We start from the raw sequence: 24259 nt of genomic DNA, 5'->3' as shown, positions 1-24259 counted from the left end.
CGCCTTAGCCGCTGGCGCGCGCAAGGGAAAGCGTCAGCGTGCCGGCTGGCCCGCCCTTGGCGCAAGTTCGGCGAGGCAGTTTCCGATTTCGAACCCGACCATCGCGCCGTCGTAGGAACCACGGATCGCGTCGCGAACTGTGCGCTGGACGCGGTCCCACTGCGCGAGGACGGGCGCGATCTCGGCGACGGGGCGTTCGCGCGCGATCCGTGCGAGCAGTCCCGGAACGATATCGATCACCAGTTCGAGCCGCGCGCGATTGCTCGTCCCGCCGACCTCGCGCGCGAGCGCTTCGCGCAGCCGGTTTTCGGGGTCGCCACCGGTCGCGATGGCGAGCAGTTTCTTTTCCATCGCGGCGACGTCGCTGTCGATCAGCGCCAGCGCCTTGCCCGGCACCCCGCCCGACGCGGCGACGATCGCGCGGACCTCGGCCATTTCGAGCATCGGGCGCAATTCGTGCAGCCACGCCGTCATGACGTCACGGTCAACAGGTTGAAAACGCAGCATTCTGCACCGCGACCGGATCGTCGGCAGCAAACGCCCCGGCGAATGGCTGACGAGCAGGAACAGCGTCTTTGCCGGTGGTTCCTCGAGCGTCTTGAGCAGCGCGTTGGCGCCGTCGGTCTCGAGGTCGTCGACCGCGTCGACGATGATCACGCGCCATTCGCCGAGCGACAGCGACAGGTGCAGGCGGCGGATCATCTGGCGCACCTGTTCGATCGTGATGTTGCGCGCGAGTTCCTTGCTCTTGTCCTTGGGCTGGCGCGCCAGGCGCAGGATTTCGGGATGGTTTCCCGCATCGACCAGCCGCCCCGCCGCTTCGTCGCCCGGATCGTCGAGGGTGATTGCCTGCCCGTCGCCACCGCGCCCGTGGGTGACGAGGAAGCGCGCGACGCGTTCGGCAAAGACGCCTTTCCCCATCCCCTGCGGCCCGGCGAGCAGCCAGGCGTGATGCAGCCGCCCGCCCTGCCAGGCTTCGGCAAAGGCCTTTTCGGCATCCTGATGGCCGATCATCAGAGCCATTCATCGAGTTCCGCCAGGATCGCCGCCGTCACCCTTTCGGCGGGCGCATCGGCATCGACGATCCGCCAGCGGTCGGGTTCGGCCTTGGCCATTTCGACGAAGCGTGCGGCGAGCCGCGCCTGATAATCGGCGGGTTTGCTACCCATGCGGTCGCTGCCGCCGCGCTCGGTCAGCCGCCGGGCGGCTTCGTCGGCGCTCACGGTGAGCAGGAAGGTCCGGTCGGGAAGCAGTCCTTCGGACCCGAAGCCGTGCAGCGTCATCAGGTCGGCGTCGGTGATCCCGCCGCCGCCGCCCTGATAGGCGCGGCTCGAATCGACGAAGCGGTCGCACAGCACCCAAGCGCCGCGCGCCAGCGCCGGGCGGATCAGGCGCGCGACATGGTCGGCGCGTGCGGCGGCGAAGAGCAACGCTTCGCTGCGCGCATCCCAGCGGTCGTCGCTGCCTTCCATCAGCAGCGAGCGGATCGCTTCGGCACCCGCGCTGCCCCCGGGCTCGCGCGTCGCGACGACCTCGATCCCGCGCGCTTCGATCGCGGCGGCGAGCGCGCGGATCTGCGTCGACTTGCCGACCCCCTCGCCACCTTCGAGCGTGATGAAGCGCCCGGTCACAGTCCGGTCAGCCGGTAGAATCCCGTCCGTGCGCGCGCCCACCACCCGCCTTCGCCGACGTCCGCGGCGGCGAGCAGCGGCGTCGTCTGCGGCGGCAGGCCGTCGGGCGTGACGATGAGGTCGGCCACCGGCGTCCCGCGCGTGACGGGCGCCGACAGGGGAGCATGGGAACGCATGACGACGCGGTAGCCCCCGGCATAGCCTTTGGGAACTGTCATCCGCACCGCCATCCCCGTTTCGGTCGCGACCGCGGGCTTCGCGCCCTTGCCGACGTCGAGGCGGCCGACGCGCGCGCCGGCGGGCACCAGTTCGCGGCCCTCCCACGCGTCGAAACCCCATGTCATCAGCCGCTCGGCCTCGTCGCGCCGCGCCTTTTCGCTGCTCATGCCTGCGACGACCATGATCAGCCGGCGGCCGCCGCGCTTCGCCGAACCGAGGAAGCAATAGCCCGCTTCGGCGGTGTGCCCGGTCTTGAGGCCGTCGGCGCCCTCGAAGCGGCCGAGGATCGGGTTGCGGTTGGGCTGGACGATCGGCTTGCCGTCGGGCGAGGTGCCGTGCTGGAGCTTCGGCATCGAGAAATAGCGCGCATAGCCGACCGGATGGTCGCGGATCAGCCGGTCGGCGAGCGTGATCAGGTCGGCCGCGCTCACCTTGGTCACGCCGCCGTCGGGCCAGCCGTTGGGCGTCCCGAACCGGCTCGACGTCATCCCGATGTCGGCCGCTACGACATTCATTCTTTTGACGAATGCCTCTTCGCTGCCGTCGATCCCGACCGCGAGCACCGCCGCCGCATCATTGCCCGAAACGGTGATCAGCCCCTTGAGAAGTTCGTCGACCGACACCTTTTCCTTCGGGCGCAGGAACATCGTCGACCCGCCGGTGCTGCCGTTCCATTTCTTCCACGTCGCCTCGCCGACGGTGAACTGCTTGTCGCGGCTGAGCTCGCCCTTCTTGATCAGGTCGAGCACGACATAGGCGGTCATCACCTTCGCCATCGAGGCGGGGGCAAAGCGTTTGTCGGCGCCGCGCGAAAAGAGGATCGCACCCGAATCGAGATCCTTCAGCATCACGATCGGCGCCTGCGTGACGTAAAGCGGGCGGCTCACAGGGCCATTCTTCACCGGCGCGTTTTTAACCGGCGCATTCTTCGGGCGCGCGTCGCCCGCCGACGCCGCCGGAAAGGCGATCGCCAGCGCGGCGAACGTCAGCACCGCCGCGCCGCCTTTCGCGAAACCATGGATCTGCCGCATGCGCCCGGCCGTCACCGGTCGCGCTGGACCACTGCGTCGCGGAAGCCCTTGGCCTTCGCCTTGCCCAGCGCCCCCTGCGCTTCGGCATCGCTCGCGAAGGGCCCCATGCGCACGCGCCAGAGCTTGCCCGCTTTCGCCACCGATCCGCCGACCGATTTGGCGGCGGCGTTGGCACGCGCCTCGCTGCTGAACGCGCCGACCTGCACGACATATTTGCCGCCGATGACCGTCTGCGCGGGCTTGGCAGGCGCCGGCTTCGCCGCCGGTGCGGGTTTTGCGGCGGGCTTCGTCGTTCCCGGCCCTTCGACGATGAAACGGTCGTCGCCGGGCTTGGCCTTACCCGACGCAATCGGTGCCGCCGGCTGCGCCACAACGGGGGCGGGAGCGGCCGCCACGCCCTTTGGAACGGGCAGGTCCTTCACCTTTCCGCGCAGGATCGCGAGCAGCGAGCCGGGCGTCGCGATCCGCTCGCGAACCGGCCCGCCGGCGCGAAGCTGCGCGCGTTCGGCGGCGGGCGGGCTCGTCCGGCGCACGCGCACAGCCGATACGCCTTCACTGAGGCCGAGTTGGTCGGCGGCGCCGCGCGACAGGTCGATCAGCCGGTCGTTCGCCATCGGCCCGCGATCGTTGACGCGGACAAGGATGGTGCGCCCGGTATCGAGCGCGGTCACCTCGACATAGCTTGGCAGCGGCAGCGTCTTGTGCGCCGCACTGATCCCCGCCGGGTCGAACGTCTCGCCGTTCGCGGTCGGCCGCCCGGCAAGCTCTTCGCCATACCAGCTCGCATAGCCGACCTCGTCATAATCGGCGACGTCGGCGGGGGTGTAGGTCGTGTCGCCGACCTTGTACGGATCGCCGATCTTGACCGGCCCGTCGACCACGCCCGACGCGGCGGATGCCGGTGCCGGGCCCGCCGCCGGACCGCCTTCGCGCTTGCCATCGAAACTGCCACAGCCGGCGAGCATCACCATCGCCCCGGCCAACAGGCCCCCGCCCTTAACGATCGATTTCATCCGCCAGCAACCCCACAGATAGTGCGTAAAAATTGGAACAATTATAGTCCAATATCGCACGATAATTACCAGTCAGCAAATAGGCTGTCCGGCCGGGGCCATCGGGTTCGAGCAAGGTCGCCTGGATATTGCCGTCGGGCCAGCGGCCGTTCACCGGCTGGAGGCCCGCCGCGCGCCATTCGGCCATCGAGCGCCAGCGGCTGTGACGGTCGAAAACGCGCGGGCAGCGCGTCGGGGTCAGCCGGTTGGCGACCGCGCCGCGGTTGAAGCCCGCGGGAACCGTCACTGCGACGCCCCACGGCTGGCCGGCGCGCCAGCCGGCGTTGCGCAGGTAGGACCCGATCGATTCGATCGCATCGGCCTCGCTCGACCAGATGCGCGCGACCCCATCGCCATCGCCATCCTCGGCGACGCGCAGATAGACCGACGGCAGGAATTGCGGGTAACCGAACGCCCCCGCCCAGCTGCCTTTGAGCGCGCTGCGCGGCACGCCCCGTTCGACCATCACCATCGTCGCGATCAGCTCGGGCTCGAACAGCGACCGGCGGCGCCCTTCATAGGCGAGCGTCGCGAGCGCTTCGGGCAGGTCGAAATTGCCCGTCACCTGCCCATAGGCGGTTTCGTGGCCGTAAATCGCGATCATGATGCTTGTCGGCACGCCGGTGCGTTGCTCGATCCGCGACAGCAAGGGCAGCAGCCGGTCGTGGACGCGGCGCCCGCCGCCGATGCGCGCGGCGTCGACATGCTTGATCCGGTACGGGGCAAAGGCCGGGATCGGCGTATTCGGATTGGGCGGCGCGCCGAGATTGTCGCGGTCGAGCGCGACGACGCGCGCATTATAGCTCAGCCCTGCCGTCACCCGGTCGAACGTTGCGCGCGACACGCCGCGCGCCTGCGCCTTCGGCCACAGCGACTGGACATAGGCGTCGAACCCGCTGTCGCCGCTCTGCGCGTGCAGCGGCGCCGATGCGGTGAGCAGCCACGCCGACAGGAAGGCGGCGGCAAAGGCGAAAAGGCGTCTGATTCTGAAAATGATAGCGTGCATGATGTCCCCACCCATAGGGCGTGTCTCGCACAGATGCGAGCGGCTTGGCCACCCCGGCGCGAGACGGGCCGAGTCATACGCGCGGTGGACGGAATGCCGTCATCTTTTGCTTGCCGCCGCGCGGGCGCGCGCTATGGCGGCGGGCATAGGACAGGTGGCCGAGTGGTTTAAGGCAGCGGTCTTGAAAACCGCCGTGGGTGCAAGCTCACCGTGGGTTCGAATCCCACCCTGTCCGCCAGCTACGCGTCCAACTTCATCGACTGGCTGGCGACATAAAAGTGTCGCGGTTAAGCAAGATTCGCGACCTTGTTTATAATGTCATCAAAAAATCCGTAGTTAGATTTGAAATATAGAAATTTCCTTTAAGTAGACGGCTTCAAAGATCTTGTGGGGGGGCTTATGGGAGATGCCGGAATCGGCGTTGCAGTGTGGTTTGTTACATTAAGCGACCAAGCCGGATCAATGCTCGACGAATTGTCAAAAATGGCAACAATTGTCGGTGCGATTTCGGTCGTAATCGCTTTTCTTGCATATCGGTCCAGCAATCGCCAAGGCCAACAAAATCACATAAATGCCCTGTTTCGTGAGATGCTCACGCTGGAAATCCAGCATTACGGCACGACCTACTCAAATAACGATAAATTGGAGGCGCGGAAAAAGCTGGTCTCGCACAAAATGTGGGTACTCGAGGAGCTATGGCTTTGGCTTATAAGATATAGGCGGGAACTACGCCGATGGTTTTATCCATGGAAGAAGGATCATTTGGAAGCGGAAAAAAACTGGCTGGAAACGATCAAGTTTCACCTTCGCAATCTGAGCGCGGCGGATATTGAAAGCTGGAACATGGCAAGAGATTGCTATGTCATGAGCTTCCAGTCGCTCGTCGATTGTTACGGCGGAGCCGGAAACGAAGCAGACGAAAAGCCATCGTTGGCAGTGCGCGGACCTCGTCGAGATGGAAAGTATCAGATTGTAGCGATTGCCGAGATGCCGCTCAACGAGCCCTATGACACTTTCCCTTCTGCGCACTCCGCTCTGAACCGGATTACCAACAACACGGGGCGGCTCTAATCGTTCGACAACCTCCCCAACTTCGCCGCCCGAATATCCTTCTTCAGCACCTTCCCCACCTTCGAGCGCGGCAGGTCGTCCCAGATTTCGAGCTCCTTCGGCGCCTTGACGCTGCCGATCGCGGCCTTGACTGCGGCGATCAACTCGTCGGGGTCGGCCTTATGCCCTGCCCGCAGCTGCACCACCGCGCACACGCGCTCGCCCCATCTGTCGTCGGGCAGGCCGAAGACTGCGCCGTCCTGCACCGCGGGCTGCGCGAGCAGCGCCTGTTCGACTTCGGCCGAATAGACGTTGAAGCCGCCGGTGATGATCATGTCCTTGGCGCGGTCGACGATGAAGAGGAAATTGTCGGGGTCGAGATAACCGATGTCGCCGGTGCGGTGCCAGCCGTTCACCGTCGCCTCGGCGGTCGCCGCCGCATTCTTGTAATAGCCGTCCATGACGAGGCTGCCGCGCACGACGATCTCGCCGCGCTCGCCCTGCGCTACTTCCCTGCCCTCGGCATCGATGATCGCGACGCGGACGAGCGGGCCGGGCTTGCCCGCCGACGACAGGCGATGGCGCGCGACCGTGCCGTCGGGGTTGAAATGATCCTTGGGCGCCATCATCGAGATCATCATCGGCGCCTCGGTCTGCCCGAAAAGCTGCGCCATCACGGGGCCGAGCTTGCCGATCGCCTCTTCGAGCCGCGCTGCCGAAATCGGCGCCGCGCCGTACCAGAAGCATTGCATGGCGGAGAGGTCGGTCGCGGGCAACGCCGGATGATCGAGCAGCATATAGATCAGCGTCGGGGGCAGGAAGGCGTGCGTCGCGCGGTGCCTTGACGCCAGAGTCAGGAACTCGCCGATGTCGGGATAGGGCATGATCACGATCTCGCCGCCATGCGCCATGATCGGAAAGGCGAGCACGCCCGCCGCATGGGTGAGCGGCGCCATCGCGAGATAGACCGGCCGCCCCTCGAACGGATAACCCATCAGCGTCAGCGCGGTCATCGCCTCGAGGTTGCGGTTGGTGAGCATCACCCCCTTGGGGTGCCCTGTGGTGCCGCCGGTTCCGGGCAGCATCGCCAGGTCGCTGACGGGCGCCGCCGCGAACGGGACTTCGGCGACACCCGCCAGCCACTGGTCGAGCGAGGGAGCGAAGGACTGTTCGGCGTCGAGGCAGACGAGTTGCTCGAGCTTCGGCAGGTCCTTGCGCAACGCATCGACCAGTTCGGTAAATTTGCTATGGAAAAACAGCGCCGCACAGTCGAAGTTATCGAGGACATAGGCATTTTCCGTCGCCTCGTTGCGCGGGTTGATCGGGCACCAGACCGCGGCGGCGCGCGAGATGGCGAAGACGCAGGCAAAGGCGATGGGATCATTGCCCGACAGGATCGCGACATGCTTGCCGGGCGTGATCCCGGTGCCGTTCAGCCCGCGTGCGACACGGTGCGTCAGCGCCTGTACCTCCGAATAGGACAGGCTTTTGCCGTCCATCGTCAGGCACGGTGCTTCGGGACCCAGCGACGCCCCCTTGTCGAGCCAGTCAACCAGCCGCATCGCCGCCCTCCCCTCAGTCGTGGACCGTGACGATCGGCTTCAGCACCAGCCCGAACTGGCGCAGCGCGCCGAATATCTCGCGATGCCCGAACGCCTGGCACGCCGATGCGAAACCGGCGCGGCGCGGCGCCTGCTGCAGCAGGTTTGCCGCCGCCCAAGCCTGCATCAATCCGGTCTGCTTGTAATTGCAATTGCCGTGCAGCAGGACATGCACGCGGCCGAGCGGCCCCGAGGCATAGACCGAATCGATGCTGGTATTGAGCCGCGGATTTTCGCGCGGCGGCATGTCGCCTTGCACCGATTCCGCCATCTTCGACAACGCGGCCTCCTGTTCCTCGAAGGGCAAGGGCTTGATGTCGGTATCGATCATCTTCGTCATGTTGACGACATTGTCCATCACCTCGCGCGCGAAGACGCCGCCATAGACCTTGACCGTCGAGACACGCGGGTCGTCCTTGAACCACAAGGGATGCGAGGTGCCACCCCACGGCAGGGTGAGCGCGGTGGCATGCTGGCCGGGAACTTGGCACTCGGTCGTGGTCAGCGTCGGCCACTGCACATATTGATTATTCTCAAGATAATACCAGTCGGCCTTGAGGATGGTGAAGATCGTCTGGACCGAGGCATAGGTCGGGAAGCCCTTCCACAGCACGAGCATGTCGAGCGTGTCGAGCCCGGGCATGGTTTCGAGCGCGATGTTCGCCGCGATCTCGCCCGTCGTGTACATGTGCGCGACACACGGCGAGAGGAGCAGGCCCTTCTTCGCAAAACCCTCGCCCCATTTTTCCTGTGCGAGCATCATCCAGTCCTGCTCGCCCGTCGTGTCGAGATAATGGACGCCGGCGGCAAGGCACGCCTCGACGGTCTCGGGGCCATATTTGATGAAGGGGCCGACCATGTTGCACACGACCTTTGCGCCCTTGAACAGCTTGGTCAGCGCCTCGACGCTATGTTCGACCTCGGCGACCTCATAATCTGCGGTCTCGATGCCGGGGACCTTGTCCATCACCTCCTGCACGCGTTTCTTGTCACGCCCGGCGGCGATGAAGGGAATGCCCAGCTCGCGCAGATATTCGCAGACGAGGCGGCCGGTGTAGCCCGAGGCGCCATAGACGATGACCGGTTTCTTGCTCATGATACCCCAATCCCTCTCTGGATAATGTGTGCGGTCAGACCGCGGTGTAGCCGCCGTCGACGATCAGCTCGCTGCCGCACATGTACGCGGCGTCGTCGCTGGCCAGGAACAACAGCGGGCGCGCGATCTCGCGCGTCGTCGCCATCCGGCCCAATGGAATGGCGGCGGCGGTCGCGGCAGCAAAGCCTGCCGCCTCGTCGCCCAGCGCGCCGACCGCATCGGCGACCAGTTTGGTCTCGCAATAGCCGGGGTGCAGCGAGTTGATCCGCACCGGCCAGCCCTTGCGCGCGCAATCGACCGCGACCGCCTTGGTCAGCATCGCGACCCCGGCCTTGCTGGCGTTGTACGCAGGGAAGAGCGGCTCGGCGACGTTCGCGGCGATCGAGGCGACGTTGACGATTGTCCCGCCCTGTTCCTTCATCGCCTCGATGCCGGCGCGAACGCCAAGGAAAACGCTCTCCAGATTGACCGCCATCAACCGCTGCCATTCGGCAAGGTCGGTCTCGACGACCGATTTCAGGAAGCCCATGCCGGCATTGTTGACGAGGATGTCGAGCTTGCCCTCGCGCGCCACCACATCGGCGATCAGCGCGGTCCATCCGGCTTCGTCGGCGACGTCCTGCCACCGCGCTTCGGCTTTCAGCCCTTCGGCGCGGATCGCCGCGGCGGCGGTTTCGGCCTCGTCGGCGTCGATATCGGTGATCGTCACCGAGGCGCCCTCGCGCGCAAATTCCTGCGCGGCAGCGAGCCCGATGCCCCTTGCCGCCCCCGTGATCAATACGCTCTTGCCCGTAAATCGCATCATACGACGCTCCTCTGTCAAATTTCGGGGTCGGGAACGGCGGACGGGAGGGGTGTCCGCCGTTCCCTGCTCCGGGAGGTTCAGAAGCTGAACGTCGCTTCGACGCCGTAGGTGCGCGGCGTACCGCGGTTCAGATAATCGAGCCCGAAGACGTCGATGTTGAGCCCGTAGGTGTAATAATATTTGTTGGTCAGGTTCTTGACCCATGCGCTCACCGACAGATTGTCGTTGGCCTTGTACGTCAGGCGGCTGTTGAGCAGCCAGTAACCCGGATTGCCGCAGGTGAAGGCAACGCCGGCCAGGCGGACCGCGCCGGGTGCGCCGGGCTTGTCGCACGGATCGAGCCCGTAGTCGCCGAAGGCATCGAAATAATATTTGCCCATATAGCTGGCGTCGCCGCGCAACGTCAGCTTGCTGTCGCCCTTGTCGAAGATGTCCCAGTCGAACCCCGCGTTGAACGTGACCTTCGGCGCGTTCGGGAAGGGATTGCCGTTGACGTTGCGGGTGAACTGCGTCGCGGGATCGTTCGGGTCGACGACATTGCCCTTATATTTGCTGTTGAGATAGCCGAACGACGCATTGAGTTGCAGCCCGTCGACCGGCGCGACGGTCAGTTCGGCCTCGCCGCCCCACACGCGACCGTTGGCGCTGCGCGTGAAGGTGGTAGCGCCGACGACCTGCGTCGTCTGCTGGTTCGAATAGTCATAATAGAAGCCCGCGAGGTTGAGCTGCACGCGCCGGTCGAGGAACTGGGTCTTCAGGCCGCCTTCATAGGCGTTCACCTTTTCGGGCTTGATATAATAGACCTGGTTCGTGCCCTGATAGGCGAGGCCGTTGTAGCTGCCGCTGCGATAACCGCGGCTGTACTGGATGTAACCCATGATATCGTCGGTGAACTGGTAGCTGACATTCGCCCGGCCGGTCAGGCGGTTCGCCTTTTCCTGCAGGTTCGTCGTCGGCAGGTTGGGATCATAAGGGAAGGCATAGGGGATCAGGTTGACCACCGGCGTCACGCCGTCGAGCGCGTAGATGATCGTGCTGCCGTTGCGGAACTTCACCTTGTCCATCGTGTAACGAAGGCCGACCGCCACGGTCAGCTTGTCGGTGGCCTTCCATGTGAGGTCGCCATAGATCGCCTTCGACGGGCGCTGGATGTCGAACCTTTGTTCGCCCATGATCGGCCCGAAGGGCCCAGCGCCGGCGGCAAGGCATCCCTGATAATAGGCGCCGCCCGCCGGGAAGTTGCCGCTGTTGTTGATCGCGGCATCGGTCTGGTACGCGACCAGCGTTCGCGCATCGAAAAAGCCGTTCGGGTTGACGACAACGGGATCGCAGAAGCCGGCCGAACCCGGAGTCAGCGTTGGATCGAGCGCGAAGGCGGGCAGCACGCGGATCGAGTCGGGAGTCCCGATCGGGGCGTTATTGTAACTGCCGGGAACGCCCAGCCCCAGCAGCAGCGGCCGCAATTCGCCGAAGAAGTCGGGCTCGTTGCGCGTCTTGATTGTGTCCTTGCCGTAATAGAGGCCGCCGACGAAATCGATATTGTCGTCGGAATAGTTCAGGCGCAGATCCTGATTGAAATTCTTGCTGCGGCTGTTGAACCGGATCGAGCAGACATTGAGCGGCGAGCCGTCGCAGTCGTTCGGCGAGATGCTGTATTTGCCCGTGTCATAGCCGGTGATCGAGGTCAGTGTGAAATAGTCGTTGAGCTCCAGCGCGATGTTGAGCGCGACGCCCTTCGACGATGAAAGCGACTTGCCACCCTGATCGGCGGACACCTCGTTCTTGCCGAGCGCGCGGCCGCCGTTCATCGCAGGATTGAAGCGCGAATAGCCGACGATATCCTCGCCGTTCGCGAACTGGCCGATCGAATAGGCGTTGGCCGTCCACGGATCGTCCTTCGCCGCATAGACTTTCAGGTTGATGTCGAGCGTATCGGACGGCTTCCAGCGCAGCGAAATGCGGCCGGCCATCGAATCGGTTGTCGCCGCATCGCGGCCTTGCGCCGGATTATATTGCCAGCCGTCGCCCTTCGCGACCGTCCCCGCGACGCGAATGCCGAGCACGTCGGGGATCAGCGTCTTTTCGAAGCCGCCCTCGACCGTCTTGGTGTCGTAATTGGCATAACCGATGGTGAAATAGCCCTCGTCCGCCCCCAGTTCCGGCTTGCGGGTGAAGAAGCTGATCGCGCCGCCCGTCGTGTTGCGGCCATAGAGCGTGCCCTGCGGTCCGCGCAGCACCTCGACGCGGTCGATATCGTATAGCTGCCCGCCGTGGCTGGCGCGGAAGCTCTGGTAGACTTCGTCGACATAGACGCCGACCGGCGATGCGGTGGACGCCGAAAATTCGTTCGCGACCGAAATCCCGCGCAGCGAGAAGTTCGGCTGCGTCTTGCCATAGGGGGTTGATATCTGGAGGCTCGGCACCGCGCCCATCAGGTCGGAGGTTTCGTTGATGCCGCGCGCGGCGAGCGCATCGCCGCCGATCGCCGACACCGCGGCGGGAACATCCTGCAAATTCTGTGCGCGTTTCTGCGCGGTGACGACGATTTCGGCGATGCCGCCGCTGCCGGCTTCGGGCGCGGCTTCCGGCTCTTGTGCAAAGGCAACGCCCTGCCATCCGAACAACATGGTGGTGGACAGGCAACCAGCCAGAATCGCTCTTTTCGTCACGCCTCTTCTCCCATGGTTCGGGACCATTCTGTGTGGACCCTTCGATAGTTAGCGAGGCTATGGCGCCGACCCTGCGATGCACAGACCGGGCGGCGGGGGGACCGATGGGGGGGACGCTTGCGGCCGGCGCCCCATGGCTATAGCCATGACGGCAGATGGAGGGCGAAGATATGACCATCCAGCCGGGATTGAGGATTGAACCAAGGGCGCAGGACCGCGCCGCGACGGAGCGCCCGGTGCGGGCTGCCCGGGGCAAATTCGCCCCGCCCCGTTTCCCCGCCGACCTGGTCGGGACCGAACGATGGCAGGGCTGGCTCGAAACGCTGGCGGCGCACGAGCTTTGCCTTGTTCGCGCTCCGGCCGGATATGGCAAAACCGCCTTCGCCGCGACGCTGTTCGCCAAGGCGCGCGAAGCGGGCTGGTTCGCGGGCTGGGTGTCGTTCGACCGCGACGACAATGAATCGGCCGCGACCGGTCATCTGTTCGAAGCGGTGCGATTGGCCTGCGGCGCGGCGCCCGACGAGGGTCCCGCCGATACGTCGGCGGCCATCCCGGCGGCCGTCCTGTCCACGGCGTTGGCCGACCTGATCGACGACAGCGACCGGCCCGTGCTGCTTGTGCTCGACGATGTCGACCGCCTCACCGACGCGCGCCTCATCGAGGTGCTGGGCGGATTGCTGCGCCACCCCCCCGCCCGGCTGCGGCTGGTCCTGTCCAGCCGCGCCCTCCCCGCCATCGATACCGACGACGTCGCACGGCGCGGCATGGCGCTGTCTGTCGGTGCCGCCGAACTCGCGCTGACCGATGACGAGGTGCACGCCTTCCTGCAGGCCGGCGGCAGGGGCGTCGACGGTCAGGCGACCGCCGCGATCAACGCCATGTTGCAAGGCTGGCCGGCCGGGCTACGGCTCGCGGTGCGTCATCCCGGCCGCGACGTCTTGCCGCCGCAGATCGACCTTCATCTCGCGCCGGTGATCGCCAGCCTGACTGATGCCGAGCGCCGCTTCCTGCAACGCTGTGCGGTGGTCCCGGAGCTAGGCGCCGAACTCGGCCAGCTGCTGGGCGGCGACAAGGACAGCGCGGCCATGCTGCGCGACTTTGCCGCCCGCGGGCTCTTTGTCGAACCGATTGCCGGATCCGGTGACCGGTATCGCATCCATCCGGCTTTTCGCGCCGCGCTCGGCCGGTATCCGGGCGCTGCGGATTCTGAGACGCGCATCCAGTTGCACCGCGTCGCCATGCGCCATTTCGCGGCGCAGCAAATGCATGGGCTCGCCGCCGACCAGGCGATGCTCGCAGGCGACGCCGCGCAAGCGGCGACACTTCTGGCCGAAATCGCCATGCCGATGTTGATGCGCGGCGAATTGACGGCGCTCGGCGCGTGGATGGAGCGTTTGCCGGCGGCCGAGATCCTTGCCGTTCCTGCGTTGCTGCACGCGCAAGCCTGGCTCTTTGCGCTGACGGCGCATCCCGACGCGCGCGCGGCGATCGCGGCGCTCGATGCCGGCGGCGCTACTGCCGAAGCGCGAGCCGTAGATATCGTGCACCGCGCCTATGCAGGCGATCGTCTCGCCGACGTCGTCGAGACATGCGACCAGTTGCTCGCCGCACCCGACGGGCTCTCCGCCATGGCGGCCGCGATGATCCGCACGGTGCTCGCACATGGCGCATTGAAGCGCGGGCTGTTCGGCCTCGTCCACGATGCCGTCCGTCCGTTGACGCGGCGCGAACCGAACGGGTCGCCGGACCTGCCGCTGGCGCTGGCGACCTGCACAAGGGCCGCCCTGTCGCGCGCGCAGGGGCAACTCGACGATGCCGAACGCCTGCTGCGCGACGGTCGGCCCCTGTCTTCGGACGACAGCCTTGCGGCCGCGCTCGTCGATGCCGCGCTGGCGCGCTGCTGCTACGAGCGCGACGATATGGCGGCGGCCGCCGCGCTCGCGGCCTCTGCGCTGCCCGCAATCGAACGCAGCGCGTTTCAGGATGCGACGATCCCCGCCTTCCTCGTCGCCATCCGCGCCGCAACGCATGATGGACAGACGGGCAAGGCGGCGTCGCTGATCGACCGGGCCGAACGCATCGCCTTCGAACGCGACTGGGCGCCGACGAAGGCCATGTGCCTCGTCGAGCGCGCCAGGCTTCGCCTTCCGCAGACGATCGACGCCGAATCCATCGTCGCCACCGGCGAAGAAGAGGCTGCCGTTCTCGATCCGCTGTCGGCGCAGGCCCGCGCCTTTGCCCTGCTTTCCGAAATGCGGGCCTATGAAGCGATCGCCAACGGCGACCGCCCGCGCCTGACGACGGTCGCCGAACGGCTGCTTCGCCTCGCATCCAACGCCGACGATGCCGAGTTGCGCGCCACCGCGACGCTGCTCAATATCCTGCCGCAGCTCAGTGGCCGCTGCGACAAGATGGTCGAGCTGGAGACCGTACGTTTCCTCAATCACGCCGCCAGCGTCGGCTTTCGTCGGACGATCGTCGATCTTCTTGACGTCACCGGGGTGCGCGCGGTGCAGAATTTCTGCAGCGAGGCCTATTCGTCGGGGTCGTTCCTCGCGCTGCTGAAACTTGTCGAGCCCTCGCGCCGCAACCCGGCGCTCGAGGGCGCTTATGCGGCCGCACCCGGCGAAGCCTTCTCCTTCCTCACCGAGCGCGAGATCGAGATTTTGAGCGCATTGAACGCCGGGGAGTCGAACAAGGAAATCGCGCGGACGCTGCAACTCGCACCCGAAACGGTGAAATGGCACCTCAAGAATGTCATGCGCAAACTGCGTGCGAACAGCCGCGAGGAAGCCGTGCAAAATGCCTCTACGCTGGGCCTGAACCTGATCGAGGTGCCCGTGCGGCACTAGTTCGCCGAAACGGAAAATTTTTTCCAAGGCTGCGCCGTATCGGCTCCGTCCTGTGGTTGTCGCCGGGAAAAACCCGGCCCCAGATCACAAGAGGAACCCGATGCGTAAGATTTTGCTAGCGTCCACCAGCCTGGCCGCCATGTTGGCGGCGCCCGCCGCAGCCGAAACCGTGATCGGCAACGCACTCACCGCACCGATTCGCACTTCGACGGTCAAGGGTGGTACGGACGCGGACGATGCGCGCCTCGCCGCATCGGGTTCGATCAAGCCGACCACCTCGGGTCCGGCGATCACGATCGACAGCAATCACAAGGTGGTGAACGAAGGCACGATCGAATTCATCAACATCAACGGCGCGACCGGTATCTTTGCGAACGGCGGCGTGACGAGCGGGATCACGATCGCGACCGGCGGCAAGATCAATCTCGGCGAAACCTATGCGCCGACCGATATCGACAATGACGGCGACATCGATGGTCCTTTTGCCGTCGGCAGCAACCGCGTCGGCATCGCGACCGGCGGCGCCTTCACCGGCAATATCACGAACAATGGCGTCATCACCATCAAGGGCAATGACTCGGCGGGTATCCGCTTGGGCGGTCCGCTGACGGGGAATTTCGTCAACAACGGCACCGTACAGGTTCTCGGCGACCGTGCGCTCGGTATCGGGCTTCAGGACGTCACCGGCAACGTCCGCCTCGCCGGCGAAATCAGCGGCACGGGCGTCGATGCGATGGCTGCACGGCTTGCCGGCAATATCTCGGGCGCGCTCGTCGTCCAGGGCAATCTGACCGCGACCGGCTACCGCACGGTGACCCCGCCCTCGGATCCGTCGAAGCTCGACGCCGACGACCTGCTGATCGGCGGTCCGGCGCTGTCGATCGAGGGCAATGTCGGCGGCGGTATCATTCTCGCCATCCCGCCCAAGGACAGCAGCACGACCGATAACGACGAGGACAAGGACGGTATCGAGGATTCGAAGGAAGGCATCGCTTCGGTGCGCTCCTTCGGTTCGGCGGCCGCGATCCGTATCGGTTCCGCGACGCAGGCGGTGACGATCGGCCCCGTCGCGGGCACCGGCACCGGCTTCGGCATGATCATCGACGGTTCGGTCCTCGGCAACGGCCTCTATGCCGGCAAGGACGGCAATGCGATCCAGGTCGGCGGCCTCGGCGGTGCGGTCACGATCGCGGGCGGTCTCGGCATCGGCAGCGCGGGCACCGTCTCGGCACAGTCGAAGGACGCCGCCGCGACCGCCATCCGTTTTGGCAATGGCGCGACGACCCCCGAAATCCGCAACGCGGGCAAGGTCGAGGCGGTCACCGGCGGCAATGCGGCCGGCGCCATCGCGACCGCGGTACTGATCGAAGCCGGCGGCGACGTCGCGACGATCCGCAACAGCGGCTCGATTTCCGCGAAGACGGGCGGTGACAACGGCACGGCGCGTGCGATCGTCGACTTGTCGGGCAAGGTGACGACGGTCGAGAACAGCGGCGCGATCAGCGCCACGGGCGCGGCCGCCTCGTCGGATCGCAATATCGCGATCGACCTGTCGGCGAACGGCACCGGCGCGACGGTCAAGCAGACCGCGGTTGCTTCGGGCATCACCGCACCCAGCATTGTGGGTGACGTTCGCTTCGGCGGCGGCAACGACATCTTCGACATCGCCGACGGTTCGATGAAGGGTGACAGCTTCTTTGGCGCCGGCAACAACAAGCTCGCGCTGTCGGGTGACGCGACCTACGACGGCGCGGCGCAGTTCGGCGCGGGCAGCGACAATGTTACGCTCGCCGGCACGTCGAAATTCGGCGGCGTCATCGATTTCGGCGGCGGCAGCGATACGCTCAGCATCGGCGGCACCTCGGTCTTCTCGGGTAGCCTCCTCAATTCGCAGGGCACCGCGGTGACGGTCGCCGGCGGCACCTTCGACATCGGCGGCGCCGCGACCATCGCGTCGCTCGCTGTGACCGACAAGGGCACCTTCGGCGTGAAGCTCGACACCGGCAACACCGGCACCGCGCTTCAGGTGACCGGAAACGCCAGCTTTGGCGCCGAATCGAAGCTGCTGCTCAAGCTTTCGAGCATCGAGCAGGCCGAAGGAAAACACGTCGTGCTGAGCGCCGGGTCGCTCACCGGCGCGAACAACCTGACGGCGTCGCAGACGCTCCTGCCCTTCCTGTACAAGGGTACGCTGTCGTCGAACGCGACGCAGCTCATCGTCGACGTGTCGCGCAAGAGCACCAGCGAACTCGGGCTCAACCGTTCGGAATCGGGCGCCTTCAACGCGGTCATCGACGCGGTCGTCGCCGACCAGAAGATCGAAGATGTGTTCCTTGGCATCCGCGACGGCGAGCAGTTCAAGGCCCAGCTCGGCCAGATGCTCCCCGAACATGAAGGTGGCGTTTTCGAAACCGTCACCACGGGCTCGCGCGCGCTGGCTCGCCACCTCCAGGATCCCAACGCGCCGTTCCAGGACGAGGGCAAATGGGGTTACTGGATCAACCAGGCCGTGTGGGGCACCTCGAAGAGCGTGGGCAACACCGCGAGCTACGACGTCAGCGGCTGGGGCATCTCGCTCGGCGCAGAGATCGAAAGCGACGCCGGCAATTTCGGCGGCTCGATCGCCTATCTCAGCGGCAAGGACGGCAATGGCAGCAACGCCAACGAAGTGAGCACCAGCCAGTTCGAAGGCGCGCTGCACTGGCGCCTGCGATCGGACGGCTTCATGGCGAACGCCCGCATTTCGGGCGCGCCGATCAGCTTCAAGGGCACCCGCATCTTCCGCGCCGAAGCCGGCGCCGAGGACATCGAAAAGACGATGAAGGGCAAATGGGACGGCACCCTGTGGTCGGCCTCGGGTTCGCTCGCCTATGACGCGCGCGCCGGCGGCCTCACGATCCGCCCGATGGTCGCGGTCGATTATTACAAGCTCAAGGAAGACGGCTATCAGGAAACCGGCGGCGGCGACGCGCTCGACCTCAAGGTGCTGAGCCGCGACAGCGACGAACTCGCCGTGTCGGGCACCGTTGCTATCGGCATGGATTTCGGCGGCGCCGACGAATATGACGGCTGGACGCGCTTCGAACTCGAAGGCGGGCGCCGCCAGATCGTGGGCGGTACGCTGGGCGCGACCACCGCCTCGTTCAAGGACGGCACGCCGTTCACCCTTGTTCCCGATGATCGTACGAGCGGCTGGGTCGGCCGTTTCCGCGGCATCGCCGGCAATTCGGCCTTCCAGGTCGCCGGCGAAGTGTCCGCGGAAGAACAGCAAAGCCATGTCGGCTGGGCGTTCCGTGCCAGTTTGCGGGTCGGCCTCTAGCCCCCCGGCCCGGCCCGCATGCAAGGGGGAAGCGACCTCCCTACCCTCGCTTCCCCCTTGCTCAGGAAAAACGAACGAAGAAACCGATGCTTGCACTCGCCATCCCTTCCACCTCTTCACCGCGGTTGCGCGGCGGGGCGTTGGCGCTATATGACGGCGTCGTCAGGGGGACGTATGGCGCACAGCGGGATGGCGCCGACCGGCAAAAGATGGCGTTCCAAAGCAAGCAATCCATGACCAGTTCGCACGATCGAACCGACGCCGCACAGGGCATCGAAGGCGTCCTGCTCGCCAACCGGACCCGCATCATCCGTTTCCTCGAGGTGCGCGGTGCCGGCGATGCGGCCGAGGACCTGTTCCAGGACCTTTGGATGCGGCTGACCGACCGGCGCACCGGCCCGATCGCCGAGCCGCTGTCCTATGTCATGCGCGCCGCGAACAACCTCATGCTCGATCGCTACCGTTCGGCGCGGCAGAGCGAACTTCGCGACAAGGCATGGGGCGAAGCCTCGGCCCAGCACAGCCCTTCGACCGAGGCGTCGCTGATCTCGCGCGAACAGCTGGCGCTCGTCGAAACCGCCATCACGGCGACCGGCGACCGTCCGGCCCGCATCTTCCGCCGCTTTCGCGTCGACGGCATCCACCAGCGCGATATCGCGAACGAATTGGGGGTCAGCCTGAGCACCGTCGAAGCCGACTTGCGCAAAGTCTATGCAACGCTTGCCGCGCTACGGAGGCAGTTCGATGCAGGCTGATGCGAACAACGCCGCCGAGGCGCGCGCGATCGACTGGCTGATCCGCCAGCGCGACCCCGGCTTTACCGATTGGGACGGCTTTGCCGACTGGCTGGCCGAAGACCCCGATCATGCCGCGATCTACGATGCGGTTGCGAGCCTCGATCAGGACCTCGACGCCCTGCCCCGGACGCCGGCCCGTCCGGTGATGCCGCTGCAGGACGAACAGCCGCGCGGTCCGTCGCGCCGCGCCTGGTTCGGCGGCGCGGTCGCGGCCGCCTTTGTCGGCGTGATCGGCATCTCGAACCTCGGCCTGTTCGGCGACCCGAACCGGATCGAAACCGCAGCGGGCGAACATCGCACCGTGACGCTCGCCGACGGGTCGAAGATCGAGATCAACGGCGGCTCGGTGGTGGAGATCGACAAGGATCGCCCGCGTTTCGCCCGGCTCGAATCGGGCGAGGCGATGTTCCACGTCGTCCACCGCGAAGGCGATCCCTTCGTCGTCGAAACGGGCGGCGACCGGATCGTCGATCTCGGCACCGCATTCAACGTCGTTCGCCGTGCGCGCCAGACGAGCGTCGCGGTGTCCGAAGGCGTCGTCCTCTACAACCCCGATCGCGACAATGTGCGCGTGGTCGCGGGCAAGGGAATCGATGCGCGCGACGACGACGGCAAGGCGCCTGCGGTCAAGGACGTCGATATCGCCAGCGTCGGCGGCTGGCGCACCGGTCTGCTCGTCTATAACGGCACGCCGCTGTCGGTGGTGGCAGAGGATCTGAAACGCACCGCCGGAATGCAGGTCAGTATTGCCCCCGATGCGGCCGACCTGTCGTTCCGCGGCGCGCTGATCGTCGACAACGACCGCGGCCGCACGATCGCCGATCTCGCCGCGCTGTCGGGGACGAAGGCCGAGCGGCAGGGCGATGGCTGGATTTTGACCCGCTGACCATGACGTCACGCCTTTCCCCCTGCCTCTTCGCTGCCACGACGGCGATCCTGCTGGCCCTGCCCGCGCAGGCGCAGGCGAGTGAGGAACGCGCGTTCGATATCCCCAAGGGCAATTTGTCGAGCGTGCTGCCCGTCGTCAGCCGGCAGGCGGGAGTCAGCATCAGCGTCGTCGATGCGAAACTGTGGCGTGCGCGCGTCAAACCGGTTCGCGGACGGATGAGCGTCGACGAAGCGATCCGGCGCCTGCTCGCGGGGTCCGACGCCCGCGCGGTGCGCGTCAGCGCGACGAGCTGGCGGATCGAACGCCGCCCGCCGCCGCCGCGTGTCGCCTATCGCGCCGAACGTCCGCCCCGACAGGCGCCGCAGCCCCGCGCGCGCGAACCATCGAATGACATGGTCGCGGCGGCGCATGACGAAATCATCGTCACCGCGTCGAAGACCGACCTTCCCTATTCGCACTTTGCGGGCGTCGCCACCCAGCTGGATGGCGGCGATTTGGCGTTTGGCGGCGAGCGCGGCATGGATTCGATCCTGTCGCGCACCGCCACCGTATCCTCGACCCATCTCGGTTCGGGGCGCAACAAGCTGTTCATCCGCGGCATCGCCGATTCCAGCTTCACCGGCCCGACGCAATCGACCGTCGGCCAGTATCTGGGCGACATTCGCCTCGCCTATAACGCGCCCGATCCCGACCTCCGGCTTTACGACGTCGACAATGTCGAAATCCTCGAAGGGCCGCAGGGCACGCTCTACGGCGCCGGATCGCTCGGCGGGATCATCCGCGTCGTGCCCAAGGCGCCCGATCCGCGCGCGATGTCGGTACAAGCGATTGCCGGCGTCTCGGTGACGCAGCACGGCGACCCCGGCGGCGACATCGCCGCGATCGCGAACCTGCCCGTCGGCGAAAACGGCCATGCGCTGCGCCTCGTCGGCTATATGCTCACCGACGGCGGCTATATCGACAATCCGATGCTCGGACAGAATGACGTCAATCGCGTCCATGTCCGCGGTGGTCGCGGCACCTTCCGGTTCGAGGCCGGCGACGACTGGACGATCGACCTGGGCGGCATCTATCAGGTCATCAAGTCCAACGACGCGCAATATGCCGACAAGGACGCGCCGCCGCTCGTGCGCAACTCGCTGGTCCAGCAGAATGCGAAGGCGCGCTACGCGCTCGGCACCGTCGTCGTGATGAAGGACTGGGGCGACCTCCGCTTCCAGTCGTCGAACGCCTATATCGAACACCGGCTGTTCGAACGTTTCGACGCGACCGTCCCCGACGGCGTACAGGCGGGGGCGGTCGATATCGAGCGCCTCTTCTCGCCCTATGACGTCAGCCTGATCAGCAACCGCCCGCGCGTCCTCGACCAGCGCAACGCGACGCGCATGTTCGTCAGCGAAAACCGCCTGTCGCGTCCCTATCACGACGGGCTCGGCTGGGTCGTCGGCGTCAGCTTCATCGACAATCGCGCGCGCCAGACGCGCGATTTCGGCATTGCGGGTTTCGGTTCTGCAGGCTTCACCACCACGCTGCCCGCGCGGGCCGAGGCGGCGGGGCCGCCGATCGAACTGCCGCAGGCCGAAGTCAGCCTGCGCGGGATCAGCGCGATCCTGCCGGGCGTGACCAACCGGATCACCGAAGTCACCGGCTATGCCGAGGCGACGGTCGAACTGATGCCGAATCTCATCGCGACGGGCGGGCTTCGCCTCTCGCACGCGCGGCTCGGCGGGACGGCAGAGGGCTTTTTCCTCGCGCTCGATCCGGCGCAGCGCGCGACGACCGCGTCGCGCAACGAAACCGATCTGCTCCCCTCCTTTTCGCTGCTCGCGACGCCGCTCGACAATGTCCGGCTCTACGCCCGCTATCAGGAGGGTTTCCGCCCCGGCGGGCTCGCGGTCGACGGCAATTTCGTCCGCCGCTTCCTGAACGATCAGGTACGGACGTGGGAGGCCGGGGTGCGCTTCGGCGACAAGGGGCACAGCCTGCTCGACGCCAGCCTCGCGCTCTCCTACAGCCGCTGGCGCAACATTCAGGCCGATTTTATCGACAGCAACGGTTTTCCGACCACCGCCAACATTGGCGACGGACGGATCACCAGCCTGTCGGGCACGATCGCGATGCGGCCGACCGACGCGCTGACCTTCGAACTCGGCGCGGTATACAACCACAGCCGCGTCGACGATTTCTCACCGCAAATCCTGCCCGTCTATGACGCCGCGCCGACCCGGCTCGGCCGCATTCCCAACGTCGCAAAACATGCCGTCCGCGGCTCGGTCAACTATGCGACGGTGATCGGCGACGAGGATTTCCGCATCAACGGCTGGGCCAGCTATATCGGCCCGTCGCGCCTCGGCATCGGCCCTGTGCTCGGCGAAAGCCAGGGCGATTATGTCGACACCGGCCTCGCGATGCGCGTCGGCAACGAACGCCGTGGCCTGTCGCTGACGCTGACCAACCTCTTCGACTCGCGCGGCAACCGCTTCTCGCTCGGCACGCCCTTCGTCGAAGGCAACGAAGGCTTCCTCACCCCCCTCCGCCCGCGCACGCTAAGGATCGCCGTCGACGTCGCTTATTAGCGGGCGTCGGCTGTGGGGTGGGGAGCGGACGCCCCACATACTCGTCATCACGGACTTGATCTGGGATCTATTAGCGCGACGACCGCTCGCGACCCCGCATGAAGTCGGATGCGTCGCGTATCTCGGTCGAAACCGACGGCACGCCTTACCCGCCCAATCTGTGCCGGGAGTAATGGCGAAGGCGCTTCGCCTCGTCGTTTCGGATCGATTTAAGCCAATCGGCGCGCTGGTCCGCTGTCATATCGGGCGGCATTGTCCAGGTGCAGGCCTCGAAAATCTTGTCGACCATTGCCCTTGCCTCCGATCGCGAGAGAGGTTTCGCACTGCCGGCCAGCCGCGCATCGGCTTCCTTCCCGGTGCATCGGGAAAAATCCCCGACCCAAGGGAATGGGGTCGTCGAATTGGCGGACAGCGGAATGATGGTCGCGATGGCGGCAAGGGAAATGGCAATCCGCTTCATGGTCGCACCTAGTAGTCGATAGGATCGGAATGCCCCTCCCCGCCGGAGAGGGGCGCGCCCGATCAGTCGGCGAGCGCGATCCGCTCGTACCGGTCCATATGATGATCGACGCTGCCGAACTGGCCTTCGATCATCGTCGACCGCTTGAAATAATGGCCGATCGCCAGTTCCTGCGTGATGCCGATGCCGCCGTGCGTCTGGATCGCATTCTGCCCGACGAAATTGGCGCCGCGCCCGACCTTCGCCTTGGCGGCGGAGACCGCCGCCATACGTTCGTTCGCGGGCAGGCCCAGCTTCAGCGTACCCATGATCGTCATCGACCGCGCCTGTTCGACCTCCATGAACATGTCGACCATGCGGTGCTGCAGCACCTGGAACTTCGCGATCGGCACGCCGAACTGCTTGCGCTGCTGCGTATATTCCAGCGTGCCTTCGTGCAGTTTCTGCATCACGCCGGTCGCCTCGGCACAGACGGCCACCGTCGCCTCGTCGACGATCTGTTCGACGATCGGCAGGCCGGCGCCCTCGCCGCCCAGCAGCGCGTCGGCAGGAATCGCGACATTCTCGAAATAGATTTCCGACGCGCGGTTGCCGTCCACGGTCGGATAGTCGCGGCGGACGATGCCGGGAAGATTCGCGTCGATCAGGAACAGCGACACACCGTCCTTGTCGCGCTGGCCCCCGCCGGTGCGCGCGGTGACGAGCAGGTGCGTCGCCCAGGGCGCGGCATAGACGACGCCCTTGTGGCCGTTCAGCACATAGCCGGCACCGTCCTTCTTCGCGGTGGTGCGCAGGTTCGCGAGGTCATAGCGGCCCTGCGGTTCAGCATAGGCAAAGGCGATGATCGCGTTGCCCGCGATGATCTCGGGGATCATCGCATCGGCCTTCGCGCCGCCGACGGCCTTCAGCGCGCCGCCCGCGATAACCACGGTCGGAAGATAGGGCTCGATACCGATGACCTTGCCCAGCTCCTCCATGACGATCGCATTTTCCAGCGCGCCGCCGCCCAGCCCGCCATGCTCTTCGGCGAAAGACGCGCCGAGCATGCCGAGTTCCTGCGCGAGCGCGGTCCAGATCGCCGGATCGCGGCCGCTGTCCGAATTGATGAACTTCTGGCGCGTTTCGAAATCATAGGTGTCGCCCAGAAAGCGGGCGAGCGTGTCGCGGATCATGTCCTGCGTTTCGGTGTAGGTGAAATCCATTCTT

At 65.9% G+C, this 24259-nt stretch carries 17 protein-coding genes and 1 tRNA gene; 7 read left to right on the top strand and 11 right to left on the bottom strand.

All coding sequences use genetic code 11. The features are described from left to right. Window positions 1-33: 33 nt before the first annotated feature. From VGU00_RS15835 to VGU00_RS15815, 5 genes are read right to left on the bottom strand one after another with little or no spacing between them, the layout of a single operon-like run. The gene (locus tag VGU00_RS15835; protein WP_327470209.1) at window positions 34-1023 is read right to left on the bottom strand and encodes a DNA polymerase III subunit delta'; all 990 of its coding nucleotides are present in this window, start codon (window positions 1021-1023) and stop codon (window positions 34-36) included. Further along, entirely contained in the window at window positions 1014-1631 is a 618-nt protein-coding gene (gene tmk / locus VGU00_RS15830) for a dTMP kinase (RefSeq protein WP_327470207.1), read from the bottom strand. The genes VGU00_RS15835 and tmk overlap by 10 nt, the downstream gene beginning before the upstream one ends. Next, window positions 1628-2881 carry a D-alanyl-D-alanine carboxypeptidase family protein gene (locus VGU00_RS15825; RefSeq protein WP_327470205.1) on the bottom strand — a complete coding sequence of 418 codons (1254 nt, stop codon included), beginning with the start codon at window positions 2879-2881 and terminating at the stop codon, window positions 1628-1630. Before VGU00_RS15825 ends, tmk begins: the two co-directional genes overlap by 4 nt. 11 nt (window positions 2882-2892) lie before the next feature. Beyond that, window positions 2893-3894 (bottom strand): septal ring lytic transglycosylase RlpA family protein, encoded by a 1002-nt coding sequence (locus VGU00_RS15820; protein ID WP_327470203.1) that lies wholly within the window; start codon window positions 3892-3894, stop codon window positions 2893-2895. Further along, window positions 3878-4939, bottom strand: coding sequence for a lytic murein transglycosylase (locus VGU00_RS15815; RefSeq protein ID WP_327470201.1), 1062 nt, complete (start codon window positions 4937-4939; stop codon window positions 3878-3880). The genes VGU00_RS15820 and VGU00_RS15815 overlap by 17 nt, the downstream gene beginning before the upstream one ends. Window positions 4940-5087: 148 nt before the next feature. On the opposite strand from VGU00_RS15815, the gene VGU00_RS15810 reads away from it, so the two are divergent. Beyond that, window positions 5088-5177, top strand: a tRNA-Ser gene (locus VGU00_RS15810). Window positions 5178-5338: 161 nt separating this feature from the next. Further along, entirely contained in the window at window positions 5339-6010 is a 672-nt protein-coding gene (locus VGU00_RS15805) for a hypothetical protein (RefSeq protein WP_327470198.1), read from the top strand. On the opposite strand, the gene VGU00_RS15800 is transcribed toward VGU00_RS15805, so the two are convergent. The 4 genes from VGU00_RS15800 to VGU00_RS15785 form a co-directional block, all read right to left on the bottom strand. Beyond that, window positions 6007-7551, bottom strand: a complete 1545-nt coding sequence (locus tag VGU00_RS15800) for an AMP-binding protein (RefSeq protein ID WP_327470196.1) — start codon at window positions 7549-7551, stop codon at window positions 6007-6009. The two genes, VGU00_RS15805 and VGU00_RS15800, sit on opposite strands and share 4 nt — an antisense overlap. A gap of 13 nt (window positions 7552-7564) precedes the next feature. Further along, entirely contained in the window at window positions 7565-8686 is a 1122-nt protein-coding gene (locus VGU00_RS15795) for a DUF5938 domain-containing protein (RefSeq protein WP_327470194.1), read from the bottom strand. Between the two features lie 34 nt (window positions 8687-8720). Then, window positions 8721-9491 carry a glucose 1-dehydrogenase gene (locus VGU00_RS15790; RefSeq protein WP_327470192.1) on the bottom strand — a complete coding sequence of 257 codons (771 nt, stop codon included), beginning with the start codon at window positions 9489-9491 and terminating at the stop codon, window positions 8721-8723. 77 nt (window positions 9492-9568) lie between these two features. After that, window positions 9569-12160 (bottom strand): TonB-dependent receptor, encoded by a 2592-nt coding sequence (locus VGU00_RS15785; RefSeq protein WP_327470190.1) that lies wholly within the window; start codon window positions 12158-12160, stop codon window positions 9569-9571. Window positions 12161-12396: 236 nt separating this feature from the next. On the opposite strand from VGU00_RS15785, the gene VGU00_RS15780 reads away from it, so the two are divergent. The 5 genes from VGU00_RS15780 (at window position 12397) to VGU00_RS15760 (ending at window position 22593) form a co-directional block, all read left to right on the top strand. Next, window positions 12397-15012 (top strand): LuxR C-terminal-related transcriptional regulator, encoded by a 2616-nt coding sequence (locus VGU00_RS15780; RefSeq protein ID WP_327470188.1) that lies wholly within the window; start codon window positions 12397-12399, stop codon window positions 15010-15012. A gap of 100 nt (window positions 15013-15112) precedes the next feature. Continuing rightward, on the top strand, window positions 15113-18331 hold the full coding sequence (locus tag VGU00_RS15775; protein ID WP_327470186.1) for an autotransporter outer membrane beta-barrel domain-containing protein: 3219 nt from the start codon (window positions 15113-15115) through the stop codon (window positions 18329-18331). A gap of 233 nt (window positions 18332-18564) precedes the next feature. Then, window positions 18565-19086 (top strand): sigma-70 family RNA polymerase sigma factor, encoded by a 522-nt coding sequence (locus VGU00_RS15770; RefSeq protein ID WP_327470184.1) that lies wholly within the window; start codon window positions 18565-18567, stop codon window positions 19084-19086. After that, window positions 19076-20014 carry a FecR family protein gene (locus tag VGU00_RS15765; RefSeq protein WP_327470183.1) on the top strand — a complete coding sequence of 313 codons (939 nt, stop codon included), beginning with the start codon at window positions 19076-19078 and terminating at the stop codon, window positions 20012-20014. The genes VGU00_RS15770 and VGU00_RS15765 overlap by 11 nt, the downstream gene beginning before the upstream one ends. Window positions 20015-20016: 2 nt before the next feature. Then, window positions 20017-22593 carry a TonB-dependent receptor gene (locus VGU00_RS15760; protein WP_327470181.1) on the top strand — a complete coding sequence of 859 codons (2577 nt, stop codon included), beginning with the start codon at window positions 20017-20019 and terminating at the stop codon, window positions 22591-22593. A gap of 145 nt (window positions 22594-22738) precedes the next feature. Here VGU00_RS15760 and VGU00_RS15755 read toward each other — a convergent pair whose 3' ends face one another. Further along, window positions 22739-23053, bottom strand: a complete 315-nt coding sequence (locus VGU00_RS15755; protein WP_327470179.1) for a hypothetical protein — start codon at window positions 23051-23053, stop codon at window positions 22739-22741. A gap of 62 nt (window positions 23054-23115) precedes the next feature. Then, on the bottom strand, window positions 23116-24255 hold the full coding sequence (locus tag VGU00_RS15750; RefSeq protein WP_327470177.1) for an acyl-CoA dehydrogenase family protein: 1140 nt from the start codon (window positions 24253-24255) through the stop codon (window positions 23116-23118). Window positions 24256-24259 lie beyond the last annotated feature (4 nt).

This window comes from Sphingopyxis sp., from assembly GCF_035944815.1.
Lineage (GTDB): Bacteria > Pseudomonadota > Alphaproteobacteria > Sphingomonadales > Sphingomonadaceae > Sphingopyxis.
Note: the sequence above shows the minus strand (reverse complement) of the source record. Positions and strands in the feature narration are given on the sequence as shown.

Excerpts from the sequence above, each read along its gene's own strand:
- VGU00_RS15835 (WP_327470209.1), bottom strand. The coding sequence starts at position 1,023 with ATGGCTCTGATGATCGGCCATCAGGATGCCGAAAAGGCCTTTGCCGAA.
- VGU00_RS15790 (WP_327470192.1), bottom strand. The coding sequence starts at position 9,491 with ATGATGCGATTTACGGGCAAGAGCGTATTGATCACGGGGGCGGCAAGG.
- VGU00_RS15820 (WP_327470203.1), bottom strand. The coding sequence starts at position 3,894 with ATGAAATCGATCGTTAAGGGCGGGGGCCTGTTGGCCGGGGCGATGGTG.
- VGU00_RS15760 (WP_327470181.1), top strand. The coding sequence starts at position 20,017 with ATGACGTCACGCCTTTCCCCCTGCCTCTTCGCTGCCACGACGGCGATC.
- VGU00_RS15770 (WP_327470184.1), top strand. The coding sequence starts at position 18,565 with ATGACCAGTTCGCACGATCGAACCGACGCCGCACAGGGCATCGAAGGC.
- VGU00_RS15775 (WP_327470186.1), top strand. The coding sequence starts at position 15,113 with ATGCGTAAGATTTTGCTAGCGTCCACCAGCCTGGCCGCCATGTTGGCG.
- VGU00_RS15755 (WP_327470179.1), bottom strand. The coding sequence starts at position 23,053 with ATGAAGCGGATTGCCATTTCCCTTGCCGCCATCGCGACCATCATTCCG.
- VGU00_RS15815 (WP_327470201.1), bottom strand. The coding sequence starts at position 4,939 with ATGCACGCTATCATTTTCAGAATCAGACGCCTTTTCGCCTTTGCCGCC.
- VGU00_RS15805 (WP_327470198.1), top strand. The coding sequence starts at position 5,339 with ATGGGAGATGCCGGAATCGGCGTTGCAGTGTGGTTTGTTACATTAAGC.
- VGU00_RS15795 (WP_327470194.1), bottom strand. The coding sequence starts at position 8,686 with ATGAGCAAGAAACCGGTCATCGTCTATGGCGCCTCGGGCTACACCGGC.
- VGU00_RS15825 (WP_327470205.1), bottom strand. The coding sequence starts at position 2,881 with ATGCGGCAGATCCATGGTTTCGCGAAAGGCGGCGCGGCGGTGCTGACG.
- VGU00_RS15800 (WP_327470196.1), bottom strand. The coding sequence starts at position 7,551 with ATGCGGCTGGTTGACTGGCTCGACAAGGGGGCGTCGCTGGGTCCCGAA.
- VGU00_RS15765 (WP_327470183.1), top strand. The coding sequence starts at position 19,076 with ATGCAGGCTGATGCGAACAACGCCGCCGAGGCGCGCGCGATCGACTGG.
- VGU00_RS15750 (WP_327470177.1), bottom strand. The coding sequence starts at position 24,255 with ATGGATTTCACCTACACCGAAACGCAGGACATGATCCGCGACACGCTC.